The 20263-nt window shown below is 56.5% G+C and carries 18 protein-coding genes and 1 riboswitch; of the genes, 6 read left to right on the forward strand and 12 right to left on the reverse strand.

Features of this window, described 5'->3' with window-relative positions:
* Nucleotides 1-261, forward strand: a 261-nt coding sequence (locus BLT77_RS20255) for a hypothetical protein (RefSeq protein WP_218126918.1), incomplete at its 5' end; no start/stop codon positions are given.
* 214 nt (nt 262-475) lie between these two features.
* Nucleotides 476-1864: a cytochrome C biosynthesis protein gene (locus BLT77_RS08175; protein WP_090364594.1), complete on the forward strand. Its 1389-nt coding sequence runs from the start codon at nt 476-478 to the stop codon at nt 1862-1864.
* Between the two features lie 61 nt (nt 1865-1925).
* Here the strand turns inward: BLT77_RS08175 and BLT77_RS08180 are convergent, their stop codons facing one another.
* The 9 genes from BLT77_RS08180 to BLT77_RS08220 form a co-directional block, all read right to left on the reverse strand.
* Complete coding sequence (locus BLT77_RS08180; RefSeq protein ID WP_281241972.1) at nt 1926-2378, reverse strand: low molecular weight protein-tyrosine-phosphatase; 453 nt, start codon at nt 2376-2378, stop codon at nt 1926-1928.
* 424 nt (nt 2379-2802) lie between these two features.
* A complete protein-coding gene (locus tag BLT77_RS08185) occupies nt 2803-3045 on the reverse strand; it encodes a nickel-binding protein (protein WP_090364597.1) in 243 nt (80 codons plus the stop codon).
* 314 nt (nt 3046-3359) lie between these two features.
* Complete coding sequence (locus tag BLT77_RS08190; protein WP_342707528.1) at nt 3360-5402, reverse strand: methyl-accepting chemotaxis protein; 2043 nt, start codon at nt 5400-5402, stop codon at nt 3360-3362.
* A 247-nt stretch (nt 5403-5649) separates the two neighbouring features.
* Nucleotides 5650-6105, reverse strand: a complete 456-nt coding sequence (locus BLT77_RS08195) for a DUF2780 domain-containing protein (RefSeq protein ID WP_176819237.1) — start codon at nt 6103-6105, stop codon at nt 5650-5652.
* Nucleotides 6106-6160: 55 nt separating this feature from the next.
* Nucleotides 6161-7138, reverse strand: coding sequence for a glutathione S-transferase family protein (locus BLT77_RS08200; RefSeq protein WP_090364602.1), 978 nt, complete (start codon nt 7136-7138; stop codon nt 6161-6163).
* A gap of 105 nt (nt 7139-7243) precedes the next feature.
* The gene (locus tag BLT77_RS08205; RefSeq protein ID WP_090364604.1) at nt 7244-8905 is read right to left on the reverse strand and encodes a response regulator; all 1662 of its coding nucleotides are present in this window, start codon (nt 8903-8905) and stop codon (nt 7244-7246) included.
* A complete protein-coding gene (locus BLT77_RS08210) occupies nt 8902-9453 on the reverse strand; it encodes a heme NO-binding domain-containing protein (RefSeq protein WP_090364607.1) in 552 nt (183 codons plus the stop codon). Before BLT77_RS08210 ends, BLT77_RS08205 begins: the two co-directional genes overlap by 4 nt.
* A gap of 53 nt (nt 9454-9506) precedes the next feature.
* A complete protein-coding gene (locus BLT77_RS08215) occupies nt 9507-10412 on the reverse strand; it encodes a bifunctional methionine sulfoxide reductase B/A protein (RefSeq protein WP_090364609.1) in 906 nt (301 codons plus the stop codon).
* 24 nt (nt 10413-10436) lie between these two features.
* Nucleotides 10437-10649, reverse strand: coding sequence for a hypothetical protein (locus BLT77_RS08220; protein ID WP_090364611.1), 213 nt, complete (start codon nt 10647-10649; stop codon nt 10437-10439).
* Nucleotides 10650-10762: 113 nt separating this feature from the next.
* On the opposite strand from BLT77_RS08220, the gene queD reads away from it, so the two are divergent.
* Nucleotides 10763-11122, forward strand: a complete 360-nt coding sequence (queD, locus tag BLT77_RS08225) for a 6-carboxytetrahydropterin synthase QueD (RefSeq protein ID WP_028112293.1) — start codon at nt 10763-10765, stop codon at nt 11120-11122.
* A 105-nt stretch (nt 11123-11227) separates the two neighbouring features.
* On the opposite strand, the gene cysB is transcribed toward queD, so the two are convergent.
* Nucleotides 11228-12202, reverse strand: a complete 975-nt coding sequence (gene cysB, locus BLT77_RS08230; RefSeq protein WP_090364613.1) for an HTH-type transcriptional regulator CysB — start codon at nt 12200-12202, stop codon at nt 11228-11230.
* Nucleotides 12203-12353: 151 nt separating this feature from the next.
* Here cysB and BLT77_RS08235 point away from each other — a divergent pair, with 151 nt between their 5' ends.
* A complete protein-coding gene (locus BLT77_RS08235) occupies nt 12354-13112 on the forward strand; it encodes a hypothetical protein (protein WP_090364615.1) in 759 nt (252 codons plus the stop codon).
* Between the two features lie 187 nt (nt 13113-13299).
* Nucleotides 13300-13447: riboswitch (FMN riboswitch) on the forward strand.
* 134 nt (nt 13448-13581) lie between these two features.
* A complete protein-coding gene (gene ribB, locus BLT77_RS08240) occupies nt 13582-14229 on the forward strand; it encodes a 3,4-dihydroxy-2-butanone-4-phosphate synthase (protein WP_090364618.1) in 648 nt (215 codons plus the stop codon).
* Nucleotides 14230-14312: 83 nt separating this feature from the next.
* Here the strand turns inward: ribB and topA are convergent, their stop codons facing one another.
* Nucleotides 14313-16976, reverse strand: a complete 2664-nt coding sequence (gene topA / locus BLT77_RS08245) for a type I DNA topoisomerase (protein WP_090364620.1) — start codon at nt 16974-16976, stop codon at nt 14313-14315.
* A 342-nt stretch (nt 16977-17318) separates the two neighbouring features.
* Here topA and astB point away from each other — a divergent pair, with 342 nt between their 5' ends.
* The gene (astB, locus tag BLT77_RS08250) at nt 17319-18659 is read left to right on the forward strand and encodes an N-succinylarginine dihydrolase (RefSeq protein WP_090364622.1); all 1341 of its coding nucleotides are present in this window, start codon (nt 17319-17321) and stop codon (nt 18657-18659) included.
* A 63-nt stretch (nt 18660-18722) separates the two neighbouring features.
* On the opposite strand, the gene BLT77_RS08255 is transcribed toward astB, so the two are convergent.
* Entirely contained in the window at nt 18723-20171 is a 1449-nt protein-coding gene (locus BLT77_RS08255; RefSeq protein WP_090364624.1) for a DUF3360 family protein, read from the reverse strand.
* Between the last annotated feature and the right edge of the window lie 92 nt (nt 20172-20263).

Raw genomic sequence — 20263 nt, forward strand, 5'->3', positions numbered from 1 at the left:
GAGCCTAAGCCGGTAACCGAAGCCAAAGCCGAAGAGCCTAAGCCGGCCGCAGCTAAGCCAGTTGCCGGTGCCAGCCGCTTTGCCAAAGCTGCCTTTGCTCAGGCCGCCGCGCCAGAGGTGGAAGTGCCAGAGTTTGAAGCCGTAAAAGTGCCTCAGAGTGACGCTCCGGCTGAAGCGGAAGCTAAGCCCAACGACTTTGCAAAGAGTCGTTACCGCTTCTCTTCCAACGCCACCACGACAAAACCTGAAGACTCAGAATAAGTCACTGGCTCGCGCTGAATAAACAAACCGGTAACGGCAACGTTACCGGTTTTTTTCTGCCCACCTCTTACACAACTCTGACCAGTAGTTCGCACCGAAGTAAAAAAAATGTGCATTAGATAACATCTCGGCTAAATACCGTTACCGGCACTGAACCAACCCGCTTAAATTGAACTCTTAACCAGTACTTTCTGTGTCTTAGGAGTGATTCTCAATGAATCCGATTAGGGGCCTGCTCTGGGGCCTGTTACTGTGCGTTTTGTCTCCGCTGGCCACCGCCGCCGATGCCGATTGGTTCTCTAAGGGCGCCAACGATCAACCTGTGGTCAACCTGTATTTCTTTTGGTCTGAAACCTGCCCGCACTGCGCCGAGGCTCACCCTTTCATCACCGAAAAACTGCTTCCCCACTACCCCTGGATACAACTGAAAGACCATAAAGTATCGGATCCTGAGACCCGCAAACACTGGCAATACATCGCTGAACTGACCGGCAGCCAGACCAACTCGGTTCCCTTTATGGCGGTGTGTGGTACTCCCATCGTCGGCTACACCAGTGAGCAGACAACCGGCCAGTTCCTGGAGGCACAACTGCGCAGCTGCTACCAACGCCTGGGTGGTGACCTCAGTGGCACCGCCGCCATCGCCGGCAACGGCACCGATGCCGATCTGAGCCTGAACACCAGCCTGGATCTGTCCGCCCAGTGCGGAGAAGGCGACGAGGGAACCTGCGGCGTCAGCGAGTTGACCGCACCGGCAGTGCAGCCGGTAGAGCTGCCTTTTGTCGGCGTGGTGAATCCGGAAAAGCTGTCCCTGCCGATGCTGACGGTAGTCCTGGCCGGTGTAGACGCCTTCAACCCCTGCGCCTTCTTTGTGCTCCTGTTCCTGCTCAGCGTCATGGTAAACGCCAAGAGCCGGGGCCGAATGCTGATCGTCGGCGGCATCTTCGTATTTTTCTCCGGACTGATCTACTTCCTGTTTATGACCGCCTGGCTGAATCTGTTCCAGCTGCTGGGCAACGGTTCCGACGGCGGCTGGATTATCCTCGCGGCCGGGATACTGGCGATCATCGCCGGCGGCATCAATGTAAAGGAGTTTTTCCTCAATCGAGGCGAAGTGTCGCTGTCGATGTCGGCGGAAAACCGTACCGGCCTGATTAAACGCATGGGCAAGCTATCCAGCGCCTCCAGTATGGCTGCCATGATCGCCGGCACCACGGTACTGGCGGTACTGGCCAACGCCTATGAATTGTTGTGTACCGCCGGTTTCCCGATGATCTACACCAGTGTGTTGTCGATGCACGACCTCAGTGAAAGCACCCGCTACCTGTATCTGGTGCTCTACAACGTGGTGTATGTGATCCCCCTGGCAGCCATCGTGACCGTTTTTGCCATGACCATGGGCAAGCGCAAGCTGTCCGAGAAAGAGGGGCAAACCCTGAAGTTGATGTCCGGTGTGATGATGCTGGGCCTCGGTGGTACCCTGGCGGTCAACCCCAATGCCCTCCAAAGCCCCGTCGTTGCCATTGGTATGATTCTGGGTGCCATTGTCGCCACCATGATCATCGTGCCGATTAAGCGCCGTTGGGAGCAGCGCCAGGCTTGACTCTGAACCCATAGAAAAACCGGCCAAATGGCCGGTTTTTTTTGCGGTTACCGATAACGATTCAGCGCAGCCGGGCCAGCCACTGATCCGCTGCGACTTCCAACAGATCCAGCACTCGTTCAAAGCCATCGCTACCGCCATAGTAAGGATCCGGTACCTCAGCGCCATCGATGATCATCCCCAGTTTATAGGTCAGATGCGACGGACACCTCTGGCGCAGGTCGCTCAGGTTGGAACGGTCGGCAGACAGTATCAGGTCAAAGTGTTCAAAGTCCTCATCCCGAACCTGACGGGCCCGAATGCCGGAAAAGTCGTAGCCCCGCCGGCACCCCGCCGCTGCCGAGCGACTGTCTGGTGTTTCACCAGCGTGGTAGGCCAGAGTACCGGCTGAGTCCAGCTCCACCTTCAACCCGGCAGCCTCGAAGCGATGGCCAAACACCGCCTCTGCCGTAGGTGAGCGACAGATATTGCCCATGCAAACGACCAAAATCGAGCGGACTTTTTTGTAATTCAGTTGCTTAGACAAGGCTTGACCCCAAATTCAATGCGTCGATGAATGATTTACAGAGGTAATTATATCAACACCTTAAGGAGAGTTTTTAGGAAGAATCCAGAGTTTTTCAGATGCAACTAAGGTGGCTCAACTCACCTGACTGCCTCAAAGACCGGCCCGTCGGCCTGCTGATGGGAGTCAGGTACATGCTCCCTCCGAATCTGTCTTTATATTTGCCACGGATCGCCAAAACCCTGCGGTTTTAGTTTTGCCATTGGGTACCAATGTGCACCAACAGGTAGGGCCAAGCCAGATCAATGAGTTACAGACCCGACAACCCCGTCTGCAGCCCCACCAAAACCCCATGGCTGGAGGGGGCGGGCGTATTAGACAGGAAAGAGGTCAAAAAAAAGGGAGTCAGCGGGACAGCCGACTCCTGAGTGGTCTATTTACTGCGGGTTGACTCGACCTCATGCACCCACTGACAAGAGATGCCGGCTTTGGCGTGATGCTTGTGGATCGCTTCTGCGTTCGGCGCCTCCAGTACGCAATAGATAAGATTGTCCCTCTTGCTGAACAGGATGTCGTGGTGTGTCACCCCGAACTCATCGGGCGGCGCACTCTGTAGGTCTCGTAGCTGATCCGCAGTAAAGGGTTCCATGGGGTGGGAATCGATGAATTTCGGCATTGCGGTCTCCTCCTTCCTCCCGGGGCTGGGCATCGTGGCCTGCAATAAGCAGGCACTCCCAGTGTGGAATCGACTCTCCAAAGGATAGACCACATTCTGTGTAATTTATTCCAGAGTCAAGCCTCCGGCCTACCACCGGGTCTCCTCGACCGCTGAGCCGCGGCTCGCCGCCTCTCCCTGAGCCTTGAACCGGCTCAGATTGGAGCTGCGCGGCTGGCAAACGTGGCTGGTATTTTGGGGCACAGTCTGCAGACAAAAGAAATCATTGATCCAGCCATCAGCTTTGCCATCGATCAGAATCAACCCTCGGCGGCTCAACGAAGCCGGAATCGCCCCACCAGGGTCGACAGTTGCTCATTGGCAGCGGCCAGGCTGCGGGTACTGACCGCAGTCTCCTCGCCATTTTGAGCCAGCTCGGCGGCCATCTCCTGGATGGTATGGACGTTGGCGCTGATCTCCTCGCTCACCGAGCTCTGCTCCTGTGCCGCCGTGGCGATCTGGCCACTCAGGGCATCGATGTCACTAATGGAGTCGGTCATCTGATCCAGACGCTCGGTAATACGGGTGGTGTTGTCTGCCACTCGCTGGCAGCTGCTGCGGGTGCCGTCCATCAGAGTCACGGCCTCTTCCGCTCCCTGCTGCAGGGTGCCTAAAATCTCATTGATCTCCGACGTACTTTTTTGGGTACGTGAAGCCAGGTTACGAACCTCCTCCGCCACCACGGCAAAGCCCCTGCCCTGCTCCCCGGCCCTGGCGGCTTCAATAGCGGCATTCAAGGCAAGCAGGTTGGTCTGATCGGCGATATCACCGATGATGCTGAGCACAGAGACGATGTTACGAGTGTTCTGGTTCATGGTATCGATGCAAGCCGAGGCGGTACCCATCTCCTCCACCAATGCCCGAACACTGTCACCGGCCTCGACCACCGTCACCTTGGACTCTCTGGCTTCGTCGTTGGCTTGACGGGTCTTGTCGGAGGTATTTTCCGAACTGCGCGCTACGGTATCTGCGGTGCTGCTGACCTGGGTGATGGCGGTTACCGCCAGTTCGGTCTCGGAGGAATGCCGGTCCAATGCCCTGCTGTTTCGCTCGGTCTGCTCGTTAAGCTGGTCAAGTCCGACGGTGATGTGACCCGATGCCTGGGAGATATCCAACATCATCGATTGCAGGTTACCGACGAAATCGTTAAAGGACTCCCTGATCGCCCCTAATTCATCCCTGCTTTTCACCTCCAGTCGAGCGGTCAGATCCGCATCTCCAGTAGAAAGGTTGTCGATGCGCAGTTTCAAATCCACCATCTCGGCAATGATCAAGTTCAGCAGGAACACCGAGAGAATCATGGTTAAAATCAGCAATACCACGGTATAGATCAGGGCCTTACCAACCTCAGCATCAAACAGGTCGGCCATGGCGACACCGAGGCTCTCCTCGATGCCAGTCACGTCCCGTTGAAAAGTACCGGTCACAATGACCCATCCCCAACGAGGAAATACCTGTTTCGCAAATGTCAGACGATTTTCAGGAAGTTGGGTGTCCGGGTGCACCTCTTGCGTCAACACGCTTGCCTGGGATCGGGTCGCCAGTTGCCGGGCCACCTCCCGACTGCTTGGTGTGACCGAGCCAATCAAAGCCGGGTCGGGGTGTGTCAGTAGGGTGCCGTTTTTGTCTTGAACCCAAAAATAACCATGCTCGCCGAAACGGGACGATGCAATCGCAAGCAGCGCAGCTTCCGTCGCCTGCTGCTTGAGGGTACTGACGTATTCCCCGGTGCCAATGACCAGGTTCAAAGGAGCAAAGTAGAACGACGCCGACAGCTTTTCCTCCACCTTGCCGGTTTGAGGATTGGTGAAGAAGTAACTGCTGAAACCGATGTCGTGCTGCCGGGCCGAGGAGACAATGTCACGGGCGTAGTAGTTGCCCTTTTCATCCTGTGCATCGAACGAGTTCCCAACCGCCACTTCGCCGTTTCCAGACGCCTCATTAGACAGAGTGTCCGCGTCGTAGGCAAACAGGTAACGGCCACTCCCCCACTGATACTCATTGATAAAGGTATAGAGGGTCATGGCGGCATCATCAGTGAGGTTGTTGTCGTACATATTGCCAATGGCAACGCGCAGTCCCGACACCTCCTGAAATAATGCCTCACGAATTTCTTTATCATCGGTGCGCTGGTAGTACTCACTCACCGATCGAGTCATGGTTTCAACCTGCCCTTGCAAATTGGCATTCACCAAAGACTCGACCTGCTCTGAAACCAACACCTTTTGCTGATTCAGCACTCCGGTCTCAATCAACAGCAGATTGAGGCAAAAGAAACTGCTGACCGCCAGCAACACTCCTGCCACTAAGATCGACAATTTCCACCTGATGGTTATATTCATGACGCACCCAGACCGATCAACTTAAGAAGAATCTAATTAAGTAATCAGGGCAATACAACCCCGTTGGCCAACAGTTGTGCTTTTTGTAGATGATCGTTGAATAAAGTGTTAAGAGACTGAAGAAAAACACCGAATAACCCGAGGAAACACTACCCTGATCACAGCGCACATGCCGGCACCGGCAGCGCTCAAAGGCCGCTAAAATAAGCGGCCTTCCATCGGGTTAAAGCAGCGCCGTTTGCAGTTGCTGCATCAGCGCCTGTCCCCCTTCACTGTTAACATAATCCAGCAACACCTGACTAAACTGCGCCACCATGGCTGAATCCAGGCCCAGCGATGAAAACGCCTCATTGAGGCCGAGCAGAGCGGTGGCATTTCCCCCCATCAGCCCGCCCAGCAGGCTGGAAGTGCCCGACGACGACGCCTCCCCCCCCAGCAACTGCGCTCCGGTGGCCAGCAGGCCATCCATGTCGGGAATGATCCCCGACAGGGAGCTCAACCCCTCGGCACTCATGTTTGGCTCGGCCGTGGCCAGCAAAGCGCCCAGGCCTCCGCTGGCCTGCTGCTCGGTGACCCCGAGCTGGGAGGTCAACATACCGATCAGCGCATCACTGGCACTCACCGGTGCCGACAGCAGCACCATCACCAAAAATAGCCACCTGGATACCATCACTTTCATCACATTCTCCCTGACAGTGTTGTCCTCATAGCATAGATGACCCGACTCTCCAGCGTTACAAACCCTGACGCCCATGGGGCTGCATCCAGTCCAGCCAGGGGCCGATCGGCACCACCGCAGTGGGATTGATCATGACGTGGGAGCGGTAATAATGCTGTTTAATGTGGGCCATATTGACGGTCTCTGCAATTCCCGGCCATTGGTAGAGCTCACGGGTGTAGGCCCACAGATTGGGGTATTCGCGCAGATCCCGAAGGTTACACTTAAAGTGGCCCACGTAGACGGAATCGAAACGCACCAGAGTGGTAAACAAACGCCAATCCGCTTCCGTGAGCTGGTTGCCGGCCAGATATCGCTGCGCCGCCAATCTGGATTCCAGTACATCCAGTGCCTGAAACAACTGCTCCAGCGCCTCCTCATAAGCCGACTGGGTGGTCGCAAATCCCGCCCGGTAGACGCCATTATTGATGCCGGAATAGACCAACTCATTGATGGCATCGATCTCTGCTCGAAGCGGCTGTGGATAGTAATCGCCCTGCATCGCGCCCACCCCATCAAACGCACTGTTGAGCATTCGAATGATCTCGGACGACTCATTGCTGACGATGCGCTTCTGCCGCTTGTCCCACAAAACAGGCACTGTCACCCGGCCACTGTAGAGCGGGTCATCGGTGGTGTAGATCTGGTGGAGATAGTCGGCTCCATTAATGTCATCGGCGATCACTCCGTCTCCCGGAGCAAACGTCCAGCCGTGCTCAGCCATCAGCGGGTGCACCACCGACACGCTGATGGCATCCTCCAGACCTTTGAGCTTTCGAAAGATCAGGGTTCGATGGGCCCAGGGACAGGCCATAGAGACATACAGATGGTAACGCCCCGGCTCGGCGGCAAAGCCACCTTCCCCACTGGGGCCGGGAGCGCCGTCGGCCGTAACCCAGTTTCGGTGCTGCGACTCACTGCGAACAAATTTGCCCTGATTGGCCTCGGTGTCGTACCACACGTTGTGCCATTGTCCATCCACTAAACGTCCCATTGCCAACTCCAGTAAAGGGGGGAAAACCCGAGAATAGCTACGATTAAATAGAATGAATAGCGCATAAAATGGCAAGTTATCATCTATAGATTAGAATCAATATCGTTACAGCCATTGATCAATCGCCTGCATCAGCGAGGCCCGGTGAATGGGCTTATGCAGCACCGCATTCATACCCGCTTCCATGCACATTTTGTGCGCTTCTGCAGTGGTGGTGGCGGTCAACGCCAATATGGGGGTTTGACAGCCTTTTGAGCGCAATACCTCGGTGGCAGAATAACCATCCATGATCGGCATACTGCAGTCCATGAGAATAAGATCATAAGGGTGCTCACACGCATGCTCTATCGCCTGCTTCCCGTTCTCAACAAGGGTGACCTGACACCCCTCCTTCTCCAGCATCAGCCTGATGACCAACTGATTGGCTTTGGTGTCTTCTGCCACCAGAATGTGGCCACTTTTGCTGACTTTCAAGCTGGTAGTGCTCACCGGCGGTCGCACGCACGGGATCAGTTCCAGCGCAAAATAGAAACGGGTTCCCACCGCCAGTTCACTGCTGACCTGCAGTTCGCCGCCCAGGCGCCGCACCAGTTTTTGACTGATGGATAACCCCAGGCCAGTTCCCTCCCCACTGGTCCCACCCTCCTGAGTAAAGGGCTCAAACAACCGCTGCTGAAACGCTTCCCCTATTCCCGGGCCGCTGTCCTCAACACAGGTCACCACCTCGACAACGTCGCCAACCTGGCGGCTGTCCAGGGTTAACGCCACCCCGCCCTGTTCGGTGTGATTAACGGCATTGCCCAGCAGGTTCAGCAAAACCTGTTTATAACGGCTGGGATCGAGGCAGACCGCGTCGGGGAGCTCACCTTTGACTTCGCAAGTCAGGCTCAGCCCCTTATCACTGGCCATGGGCCGCACGACCTCCAGCGTATCCCGGCATAGTTGGTGCAGATCGATGGGCTTGTCATTGAGGCAAAATTGATCGGAGTCGATCTTGTTATAGTCCAGCACGTCGTTGATCAACGCCAGTAAACTGTGGCCGGAGTGAGTCAGTACCCTTAACAACTGCTGCTGCTCCGAGTTCAGGGGGGAGGACGCCAGCAGATCGGCACAGCCCAGTACGCCATTCATGGGCGTTCGCAATTCATGGGTCACCATCGCCAGGAACCGGGATCTCAGGGTCGACATTCTGTGGGTTTCCTGCTCGGCCAGCTTTAGCTGGGTAAAGGCCAGCCAGTTGTTATAGAAGGCATCAAACAGCAGCGCCAGATCCCTGAGCATATCCTGGTGAGGCTCTCGCCATTCCACCTCTTCACTGAATACCACTATCAGAGACACCCCGGTGGCCACCGCCTGGTAGCCACACCGGTGATCACGCTCACTGAGTATGGGTTCCTCTTTCGCCAGCGGCCCACTCTGGTGCTTAGGCCAGGGACCGTTATACACCACAGGCCAGCACAGGGAGCGGCCCCGTCCCCACTCCAGTCCAATCCAGGCTGCCGACAGCAGCGCCCCCAGGCGAGCCTGGGTATCGCGAATGGTGTCAAACGGAGCAGAGACATTGCAAGACAGCAGATCCCGGCTTACCCCAAGTAAACAAGCATCAAACCGCTGCCGCCACTTAATCTCGCCAGCCTGCAGCAGGTTGGTCGCCTCCAGCTTCCGATTCAGCTCATACAGCTCAAGGCTTTTGGTTTCCAGAAGGGCTTCTGCCTGCTCGCGTGCACGCCTCTCCCTTTGGTAGCGCTTTTGCCATAGATCCGTCATTCACCGGCCCGCTTGGTCAACAGGAAACAAACCCGAGTCTTGTCCTTGCCACTCAGATCGGTCAGGGCGATATCGATGGCCTCGTCGAAGTGGTCACAGCAGCGGGCAATCAAGCCGTGGGCGACGTCCGCCAACCCGCGCTTGGAGTTGTAAATCACCTGCATTTGATGCTCGTCCCGGTGCGGAAACTCGAAGGTGGGTACTTCGGCGCTGACGTGAATTTTTTTGACGTGGGTATGAATTTCGTTTTCTACGGCATAGAGAAAATCGAAGCTGTTGTAGCAGTGACTCAACCGCTGTGGATACAGCTTCATTAAACGGGGGAACAGGTAATAACCGTAGCTGTACAGCAGCTCTGCCACCGGTTTATTGACCTGGTTGCTGAGCGCCTTCACCAGAGCCACAATCTCCTCGTGATCGTAGTTGCCCACCCGGGTATAGGCGCCCCCACTGGGCAGCTCCAGCTGCTCAAACAACGCTTCGGTCACCTCAGGACCAAACGCCTCATCAACCAAGTCGAGAAACTCGGTAAAGATGATTCCCTGCATGTCGCCTCCCTGGCAGTCCGGTCGCTTTGGTGGATAACTGTCACCAGTTTAGTCTATTCGTCGCCTTTCATCCTGTCGGCAAATCGCTGAAATACAGAGGCAACCTTGGGGCTAATCACCATCTGGCAATAAGGCTGACTCTGGTGCTGCTGATAATACTGCTGATGGCTGAGTTCGGCAGGATAGAAATCATGCCCTTGCTCGATGGCGGTCACAATTGGCTGGGCGAAGGCACCACTGGCCTCGAGTCGCTGCACATAGTGGCGGACCCGCTCTGCCTGCTCCTCATCCTCGCAAATGACAATGGAGCGGTACTGGGTACCCCGATCGGCTCCCTGGCGATTCAGGGTGGTTGGGTCGTGGCTGGCAAAAAACAGCTCCAGCAGGGAATCCAGATCCACCACCGCGGGATCGTAGTTTAGCTTTACAACCTCGGCATGGCCGGTTTCACCGCTGCACACCTGCTGATAGCCGGGGTTGTCGATGCGACCGCCGGCATAGCCACTCACCACGCGGCTGACACCATTGACCCGTTCAAACACCGCTTCGATGCACCAGAAACACCCGCCTCCCAGCATCAGAGAAGCGACCTGAGCGCCTGGCTCAGGGCTGAACGCCAGACTCAGTGAATTGACGCAGTGGCGTTCATTGGCCGGAGTCAACCGCTCTCCCCTGAACACGTGCCCGAGATGACCGCCACACTGGCGGCACAGAATCTCGGTTCGGCGGCCGTCAGCATCGGCCACCTCGGTCACCGCCTGGGCCAGCGGCGCCTCAAACGATGGCCAGCCACAACCGGCATCGAATTTCGACTCACTGGGGTACAGCGGGGCATCGCAGTTGCGGCACCGGTACCAGCCGCGACTGTCGTGATGCAGAAACCGGCCGGAAAACGGCGCTTCGGTGCCTTTATGCTCCAGTACCTGCTTTTCTTCTGCGGTTAGTGGTCGTCGTGACATACTTTGCTCCTTAGCCGCGATGCGTTAATGAGCTTCGAGTCTCCAACCTGCGCGCTTCATACAGGCGGAAAACCGCGCTTTGAAATCGGCCTGACTGTCGTCAATGGCGACGTTGCAACGATCTCGATCAGCCATAAATCCCTGATTATCTTTTGTATCATGTACCCAGCTGGCTTCAGGCTGTCCACATCCCGCCAACACAACAATCGTCAGTGTGCCCAAAAGCATTTTTTTCATCGTATTTCCTTTATTCGAAATCACTCCCTGAGTGCCTACGATAGCAAACAATTCGCTATTGCATCACTCTCGTCGCCATGCCAAACTTCCGGCGCATTTTTACGGAGTCCATTATGTCTACTGAAATCTACAAAGAGTTTCATTTTGAAGCCGCACACCACCTTCCCAATGTTCCTGAAGGGCACAAGTGCGGCCGGCTGCATGGTCATTCGTTTCTGGTGCGCATCTACATCAGTGGAGAGGTCGACGCACACACCGGCTGGATAATGGACTTTGGCGATCTCAAAGCGGCCTTTAAGCCCATCTACGATCGCCTGGATCACTACTACCTGAATGAGATCCCCGGCCTGGAGAACCCCACCAGCGAAGTGCTGGCCCGGTGGATCTGGAATGAACTCAAACCGACGCTGCCGCAACTGTCGATGGTGGAGATCAAAGAGACCTGCACCTCCGGATGCCGTTACCGCGGCTAAGCTCGAATCCCGAAATAAAAAAGCAGCCCTGAGGCTGCTTTTTTATTTTCCAGCCGACAATTCAGACCAGATAAATTTCGAATGGTTCTCCGCTTTGATTCGGTTTTACCGCATCGGTAGCTCGATGTTTGCGAACATCTCGTCCACCTGCTGCTGATCCCGCAGCAATTGCGCCTGCTCGACCCGTTCACGGGTCAGATGCGGAGCAAACCTCTCCATGAATTCATACATATAACTACGTAAAAAGCTGCCTTTTCGAAACCCAATCTTGGTGGTGTTCGGCTCAAACAGATGGCTGGCATCCACCACCACCAGATCCTGATCTTCCACTTCATCAATGGCCATGGTCGCCATTACCCCGACCCCGAGTCCCAACCGGACGTAGGTCTTTAATACATCGGCGCTGGTGGCAGAAAACACCACTCTGGGCTCGAGGCCATTGTTGTGGAACGCCCGCTCCAGGGCGCTGCTTCGATTAAAACCAAAGACATAAGTCACCAATGGGCATTCCGCTACGTCTGCCAGGCTGACGGTGCTTTTAGAGGCCAGCGGGTGATCTTTGCGAAATACGATGGAGCGATTCCAGTGGTAACAGGGCAGCATCAGCAGGTCATGGAACATGTTCATGCCTTCAGTAGCGATGGCAAAATCCGCATCACCGCGTACCGCCATCTCGCAGATCTGGTCCGGAGTGCCCTGGTGCATATGCAGATTGACCTGAGGATAACGCTCGATAAAGCCGCGAATCACCTCCGGCAACGCGTAGCGGGCCTGGGTATGGGTAGTCGCCAGAATCAGATCTCCGCGATCGGGCTGGGTGTACTCCCGCGCCACCTTCTTAATGCTTTCAACCTTGCCCAGCACCTCGGAGGCGATGTCTATGACCTGCTGCCCCGCAGGGGTCACGTGGGTCAGGTGCTTGCCACTGCGGCCAAAGATCTGAATGCCCAGCTCATCTTCCAACATCCGCACCTGCTTGCTGATCCCCGGTTGAGAGGTATACAGACTCTCTGCGGTAGCAGACACATTGAGGTTATTGTTCAGCACCTCGACGATATAGCGCAACTGTTGAAGCTTCATGGTGTTCTCAGACCCTTGTCTTTAATATCATAAAGTTATAAACCTGATAATTCTAAAACACAAATGGAATATAGCAAAGCCTTATCCGTTAGGATGCAACTCTCTGGACAATAGTGTAACATTGAGAAAAATTCTAACTCTTTGCTATTGCATGTCATTTTTTGCCGTTGTCGTCATGGTTGTGATCGCCTTGTTGGTTATCATCGCCATCAATCTGGTTTATCAGCACCATGAAGCTAAAGAAGCCAATAGGCGGAAAGAGCTGGCTCGTCAGCGTGCCATTATCGAAGAGTCAGAAGATATCCTTTCCCAGGCCGCTGTGCTGCCGATGAGCAATGCCCTGCTGCAAACCTTGAATCAGCGCATTCTCGATGCCCTTAAAACCGCCAAGCAGATGAGTCCCGCCAGCAGTGACATGGACTCCCGCATCGCCCAGACCATGGCCCAGCTAAAGGGACTTCAGGACTCGGAAGCCGGGCAGGGGAGCATCGACCTGTTTCAGTTGCCCAGCAACGAAAAACAGACTCTGGTGCTGATCCAAACCCTGAAAAAGCTCAAGCCGGTGCTGCGCAATGAACACAACAAAGGCCGCATCAACGCCGAAGTGTTTACCGACGAAGAGCTGAAGATCGATAAGCTGCAGTTGCGAATCCACATCGAAGTGCTGCTCAACCGGGCCCGCAACCTGGTCAATGCCCGCCAGTACGGCTCTGCCAAGATGCTGCTGTCGAAGATCACCCTGGCTCTCAACAACCAGGTACTGGCCTCACCGGAGTACCGCACCCGCATGCTGGCGAAAACCAACGAACTGCTCGACACCATCGAAGGCAGTAAGCAACCGGTTGAGAGCAACAAACCCAAACGCGCCGACGACCTGGACGAACTGTTCCAGCCGAAGAAAAAGTGGTAATCCCCTTTTACCCAGGCCGGAGCCATCCGGCCTGCTCCCCTGTTTTCCCCTGTCGCTAATCCGCCGGCCATCGGCCTAAGTTCCAATCTGAGATCCCTGCCGCGAAATTGTTTTCTGGTCAGCCCGTTTGGCTGCTTCTCCATTGTGTCACTCCACCCACGGGAGTAGCATGGCTGTGCCTTCGGGCAACTATTCTCAGGGCGGGGTGAAACTCCCCACCGGCGGTAAACTTCCCTACCGGGAGTGAGCCCGCGAGCGCCCATCACATGGTGGGGTCAGCAGATCTGGTGCAAAACCAGAGCCGACGGTTACAGTCCGGATGAAAGAGGATAAGGGCACCACGCCACAGGCCGGTGTCTCTGCAAGGCCAAGGCCGCATTCGCGCCAGGCCCGCTTACCTGCGCATTCTGCCTGGGTAACCTCCTATGCCCTGATTCTGGTATCTCATTGTATTATTAAAGGAACTGCCATGAATCAGCCACTACTTGCCGGCACCGCCGAGCAACGCGTACTCGCCGCCATCAACGCCCTTAAACTGGGCCAGGGCGTGCTTCTGGTCGACGATGAAGATCGGGAGAACGAAGGTGACATCATCTACGCCGCCCAATCCATCACCAAAGAGCAGATGGCGCTGCTCATTCGCCACGGCAGCGGCATTGTCTGCCTGTGCCTGACCCACGAACGGGCCGACGCCCTGGCGCTGCCCCCGATGGTCAACCACAACTCCAGCCAGAACGGCACCGCGTTCACCGTCTCCATCGAAGCCAAGGTTGGCGTCACTACCGGGGTGTCGGCGGCAGATCGGGTCACCACCATTCGCACCGCGGTGGCCGATCACTGCCGGCCGGATGACCTGGCCCGTCCCGGGCATGTGTTCCCGCTGCGGGCCCAGCCCGGCGGGGTGCTGAGTCGCCGCGGCCACACCGAAGGCTCGGTGGAACTGATGCAACTGGCCGGGCTCAAGCCTGCCGGTGTCATCTGCGAAGTCGCCCATGACGACGGCGACATGATGCGCCTGCCTGAGCTGGTGAAATTCGCCAAAGCCCACCAAATGCCGCTACTGAGCATCGAAGACATTGTGCAGCACCTAACCCTGCAACAGCGTCAAAGTGCGTAAATTCGCTCTTCAGGACGCTCTAAGCGCATAAAAAAGCCCGCTGTGTGACAGCGGGCTTTTTAATTGGGTCAGGCTAACCGAAATCAGGCTTTCTTCTTCGCCGCCGGCTTACGCTTTTTCGCCAACTCTTCCACCCACTTACCGTCCACATATTTGGCGGTCCAACCGGTGGCCTTGCCATCGACTTCGGTGGCGACGTACTGCTCTTTGGTCTTACGACTGAACTTCAGCACCGCCAGATTACCGTCCGGATCCTTGGCCGGCGCTTCGGTCAGGTAGGTAAACTTCGGAGAGATACGATCTTTGAAACGCACCAGCTCCTCCACCTTCGGCGCCCGGGTCTCGCGACTCTTAGGGAAGGTGCTGGCCGCCAGGAACAGGCCGGCAGCGCCATCGCGCAGCACGAAGTGGGCATCGGATTTCTCGCAGGCCAGCTCCGGCAACTGTACCGGGTCTTCCTTAGGTGGCGCGACTTCGCCGCTTTTCAGCAGCTTGCGAGTGTTTTTGCAGGCCTCGGTGTTGGTGCAGGCGAAGTACTTACCGAAACGGCCGTTCTTCAGCTCCATGTCGGCACCGCAGCGGTCACACTCGATGATTGGACCGTCATAGCCCTTGATCTTGAAAGTACCCTGCTCGACCTCGTAGCCATCGCAGTTGGGGTTATTACCACACACATGCAGCTTACGGGTTTCATCGATTAGGTAGCTGTCCATGGCGGTGCCACAGACGCCACAGCGGCGCTTGCTGCGCAGCGCTTCCGTTTCCATGTCCTCACCGGACAACACCGCTTCCGCTTCGTCGCCCGGGGTCAGGTTGATGGTGGTCTTGCAGCGCTCCTTCGGCGGCAGATTGTAGCCACTGCACCCCAGGAACACCCCGGTGGTGGCGGTACGAATCCCCATAGGGCGCTCGCAGGTCGGGCACGGAATGTCGGTTTGCACCATTTCGTTGCCAACCATGCCGCCCTCTTCCGCAGGCAATCCGGCATGTTCCAAGCGCTCGGTAAACTCGCCATAGAACTCGTTCAGCACCTGTTTCCAGTCTCGCTGATCGTCGGCAATTTTATCCAGCGTCTGCTCCATGCCGGCGGTAAAGTCGTAGTTGAGCAGGTTTTCGAAGTTCCCCACCAGGCGATCGGTCACGATCTCGCCCATCTTTTCGGCAAAGAAACGGCGGTTTTCCACCTTGACGTAACCACGGTCGACAATGGTCGAGATGATGGAGGCGTAGGTAGACGGGCGGCCAATGCCCCGCTTTTCCAGCTCTTTCACCAGCGATGCTTCATTGAAGCGGGCCGGTGGCTTGGTGAAGTGCTGCTTGGGATCCAGCAGCTTCAGACTCAGGCTGTCGCCAACCTTGACCGGCGGCAGGATCAGATCCTCTTCCCCCTTCCGGCGCAGAGGCGGCTGCACCCGGGTCCAGCCATCGAAGCGCATGATGCGACCTTTGGCCTTGAGTTCATACTCATCGGCCACCACGGTCAGGGTGGTCGAGTCGTACTTGGCCTCGGTCATCTGACAGGCAACAAACTGACGCCAAATCAGGTCATACAGTCGCTCGGCATCGCGCTCCATCCCCTTAAGGCTGTCGGCTTTAACGGTAACGTCAGAGGGACGAATCGCTTCGTGCGCTTCCTGGGCGCCCTCTTTGCTGCCATAGGTTTTCGGGGCGTCAGGCAGGTACTCGCTGCCGTACCACTCGGTCACATAGTCACGACAGTTGGCCACCGCTTCCTTGCTGAGGTTGGTGGAGTCGGTACGCATGTAGGTGATGTAACCGGCTTCATACAGGCGCTGGGCCAGGGTCATGGTCTTCTTCACCCCAAAGCCCAGACGGGTGCTCGCCGCCTGCTGCAGGGTCGAGGTGATGAACGGCGCCTGAGGTTTGCTCTTGCTCGGCTTATCTTCCCGACCACTGACGGTGTAGGAGGCCGAGGTCAGGGTCGCAACCGCCGCATTGGCCTGCGCTTCGTTGGTCAGTGCCAACTTGTCACCCTGATAGCGGCTCACCTGCATCCGCAGGGCGTCGCTGGAAGCGCAGCTCAGATCGGCGTGCAGATCCCAGAACTCCTCCGGTACAAAGGCGCGAATCTCCCGCTCACGTTCCACCAGCAAGCGCACCGCAACTGACTGCACCCGGCCGGCGGAAAGACCGCGGCCAATCTTCTTCCACAGCAGCGGCGAGACCATAAAGCCCACCACCCGGTCGAGGAACCGGCGGGCCTGCTGGGCGTTCACACGGGCCTGATTCAGCTCCAATGGATTGGAGAAGGCGTCTTTGATGGCACTTTTGGTGATCTCGTTAAACACCACCCGGCGATAACGCTCGTCATCGCCGCCGATCACCTGCTGCAGGTGCCAGGCGATGGCTTCCCCTTCGCGGTCCAAATCCGTTGCGAGATAGACGTGGTCCGCCTTGGCAGCCAGAGTTTGCAACTCCTTGACCACCTTTTCTTTGCCAGGCAACACCTGGTAGTTGGCTTTCCAGTCGTGCTCGGGATCGATGCCCATGCGGGCAATCAAGCCCTGATATTCACGATTACGCTTGTATTCTGCCTTCTCTTCGGGCGACATCTTTCGTACTTCGGCAGCGGGCTTGGCCGGCACTGACGAGGTCGATTGACTGGCGGAAGTCGGAAGATCACGAATGTGGCCCACCGACGACTTTACGATGAAGTCGTTGCCGAGATATTTGTTAATGGTTTTCGCCTTGGCGGGCGACTCCACAATTACCAGTGATTTAGCCATGACGGAGGAATAGGCACCTGTTAACAAGCTGATTCAAATAAAGTGGCTCCATATATAGAGGGAACATCCGCCAGTTTCAAGCTTTGCCCCGCTTTCAAGCCACTAGTTAGTCGATTTTTGTCCAACAACTTTTTTTTGGACTAAAAACGCACCTAAAAAAATTACTAATGCAATGCCGCGCTTAACGCAAGTAATAGTTATGCAATTGTAAACGCCAGTGCCAATTTTTCCCCTTGTCCATCACAGTTTCCTCTTTATACTGTTGACTTCCCGATCCCGGACCGCTTGCCGGTTTTCCCATCGGATTCAGGACCTCAACTATAAATAGAATAAGGAATTTTCATGCGTGCATTTGAAGCCAACTTCGATGGCCTGGTAGGCCCGACCCATAATTACGCCGGTCTCTCTTTTGGCAATGTGGCTTCCCAATCCAACGCCCAGGCGGTTTCAAATCCGAAAGCGGCCGCCCTGCAGGGGTTAGAAAAAATGTGGTCCGTTAAGCAGCTTGGTCTGCCCCAGGGGGTGCTGGCGCCCCAGCAGCGCCCGGATATCCATACCCTGAAAACCCTGGGTTTTTCCGGCAGTGACGGTCAGATACTGCAGCGGGCCTACGACACCGCGCCGCACCTGCTGATGGCCTGCTACTCCGCTTCCAGCATGTGGACCGCCAATGCCGCCACCGTCTCCCCCAGTGCCGACAGCGCCGATCACAAGGTGCATTTCACCCCCGCCAACCTGGTCAACAAGTTCCACCGGGCCATCGAGCACCCGGTCACCGGCCGTATTCTGCAGGCGACCTTTGCTGATCCCGCCCATTTCCGCCATCACGCCGCCCTCCCCGCCCACGACATGTTCGGCGATGAGGGAGCGGCCAACCATACCCGTCTGTGCCGTGACTATGGCCAATCTGGGGTGCAGCTGTTTGTCTATGGTCAGCACGGCTCGGATCCCAGCCAGCCCAAGCCGCAGCGCTACCCGGCCCGGCAAACGCTGGAAGCCAGTCAAGCCGTAGCCCGCCTGCACCAGTTGGACGCTGCCCGGACCGTCTACCTGCAACAAAACCCCGATGTCATTGATCAGGGGGTGTTCCACAACGACGTCATCGCCGTCGGCAACCAGAACGTGCTGTTCTATCACGAGCAGGCTTTCCTCGACACCGAGGCAAAACTGGCAGAGATTCAAGACAAGTTCGGTGACAACAAGCTGCATTTCATCAGAGTCGGCACCGAGCAGGTCAGCATCGACAGCGCGGTGCGCAGCTACCTGTTCAACACCCAGATTCTGACCCTGCCCAGTGGCGAGATGGTGATTGTGGCTCCGACAGAGTGCCAGGACAACACCCAGGTTAATCAGTATCTGCAATCCCTGGTTGCCGCCGCCAACCCCATTAGCAACGTGCTGTTCTACAACGTTAAGCAAAGCATGCAAAACGGCGGTGGCCCCGCCTGTCTGCGCCTGCGGGTGGCATTGACTGAAACGGAACTGGCGGCTGTGAATCAGGCTACCCTGCTGGATGCAGCGCAGCATCAGGCCTTGCGAGACTGGATCAACGGCCACTACCGCGATCAGCTGACACTGGACGACCTGCGGGATCCGGCGCTGTTGAATGAATCACTGACCGCGCTGGACCACCTGACCCAGATTCTGAAGCTGGGCAGCGTCTACCCCTTCCAGCGCAACTAAGCCCGTTCAGACACAAAAAAGCGGCTGTGGAAAACCCACAGCCGCTTTTTTTAATGCGCCGATTTACAGAATGGCCGGAATACCAGGCAACTGTCCCACCAGTGCCAAAGAGCCCACACAGACGATAAAGGCGATAAGCGGAATCACCACCCGATCCGCAAAGGACAAGGACGCACTGCGCTTCTTGTCGCCAATCAGGCCCATGTTATCCAGCAGCATGGTCAGTGCCCAGCCGAAGACCGGATTCACGAAGGCACAGGAGAATATGCACACACCGGCGCTCTGGGCGCTCTGGTTATCACGAACCATCTGCATGCCCGCTTCCAGCAGCGGCAGGAAAACCCCCACCAACAGAGCCACACGCAATACCGGCTCCCACATAGCCAGATCCATTGGGTAACCCAACACCGCAGCCAGTACGCACATCACACCGGTGAGCAGGGCGCCACCGGGAATCGGACGCTTGGCGATGGCAGCCGGAATCATGTAGGTTCCCCAGGAAGAGGCCAGGTTACCGCCGCCGAGGATTGAGCCGACAATCTGACGAATGGAGCAGACGGTCATGGTATCGTCGACGTTCATCAGTACCCCTTTGGCTTTCTTGGGGTAGTTCAGTTCCTGGAACACACGGTGACCGAGGAAATCCGGAGACCACATGGCCACCGCCAGAATGGCAAACGGGATCACCGCGATAAAGTGGTTCAGATCCGGCCAGCCCAGCTGCCAACCCGTAGTTTCTCCCCACCAGAAGGTCGGGCTCATTGGCGGCAGGCCAGGTTCGGTGACAAACTCAAACGGCGTACCCATGGCATAGGCCACCACACCGGCAAGTAAAGAGCACAGGGGAATCGCCAGCCAGCGTTTCTGTACCCGGGCCAGGTAGGCATAAATCACCACGGTCGCAAAGATCACGCCAAAGGACACAAAGCCCATGCCGATCCCTTCCGACCACAACTCCAGTTTGCCAATCTGGCCAATCAAGCCCACGGCCCCCAGGTAGATCAGCAACCCACCCCGGACCCCCTCTCCGCTGAGGGTCACCAATTTAGAGCCCCCTTTACTGAAACTGAGTAGCAGGCCGAACACGCCCACCATGATCCCCAGCGCCAACGGGTGTCCCCCGGCCGCCGCGATCAACGGAATCAGAGGAATCATCGGTCCGTGGGTACCGGCGAGGTTGGTGTTGGGGTTAAGCAGTGCCGAGAAAACCACCGCAAACAGCACGCCGGCGATCAGCAACTCGTAGCGCACGTTTTCAGCGACAAACTCCGCCGACAAGCCAAACTGGCTGGCGAAGGCCGCCGCCATGGCGGTAACCATCACCACCTTGCCAATGGTGGCCGCCAGGGCAGGCACCAGGTCTTCCAGCTCAATGCCGAAGTCCCGGAAAGGGAGGTGCAGGCGCCAGCGCCTGAAATTCATAATACTCAGCTCGTTTTCCAGATAGCTGTCTCTGGATTCAAACTCACTGGCGGGCTTTCGCCGCTGTTGATAGGAGGATTGCGTTGACATCGATAACCCCTGCGGTTAATTCAACATTGCCGAAACAGACACTCACGCAATTTCAACATGAAGCCTGCATTTCGTTTTCGTTATCGGCGAAT

This window comes from Ferrimonas sediminum, from assembly GCF_900100175.1.
Lineage (GTDB): Bacteria > Pseudomonadota > Gammaproteobacteria > Enterobacterales > Shewanellaceae > Ferrimonas > Ferrimonas sediminum.